Origin of the sequence: Myxococcus sp. AB036A, assembly GCF_006547355.1 — a bacterium.
Taxonomy (GTDB): domain Bacteria; phylum Myxococcota; class Myxococcia; order Myxococcales; family Myxococcaceae; genus Myxococcus; species Myxococcus virescens.
In genome coordinates, this window is sequence record NZ_VHLC01000241.1 from 1 (window position 1) to 448 (window position 448).

Sequence of the window (448 nt, forward strand, 5' to 3'; positions counted from 1 at the left end):
GTCTTGATCTCTGGGCCGGCATCTCACTTGACCGGAGAGCGGACGCCTTCAGCTTCAGATCATGAGGGTCGATTGTGGGGCGGCCGGTTCGCCAGCGGCCCCGCGAAGGCGCTGTCTGCATTGAGTCGCTCGACCCATTTCGACTGGAGGCTTGCAACCTACGACCTGGCCGGGTCGCGGGCACACGCAAAGGCTTTGCATCGAGCTGGATTGCTCACCGACGAGGAGTTAGCGGCGATGATGGACGGCCTGGGCGCGCTGGCGTCCGAGGTCGACTCCGGAGCATTCCGGCCCGCCGAGACTGATGAGGACGTGCACGGCGCGCTGGAGCGGCGGCTGGTGGAGCTGGTCGGCCCCGAGCTCGGCGGCCGGTTGCGTGCCGGCCGTTCCCGCAACGATCAGATCGCAACCTTGATCAGGATGTACCTACGGGACGCTATGCGGGCGG

1 protein-coding gene is annotated in these 448 nt (G+C 66.5%); it reads left to right on the forward strand.

What is annotated here, in order from left to right; translation table 11 throughout:
* Positions 1-72: 72 nt before the first annotated feature.
* A partial coding sequence (locus FL344_RS38275) for a lyase family protein (RefSeq protein ID WP_368667464.1) occupies positions 73-448 on the forward strand: 376 nt, incomplete at its 3' end.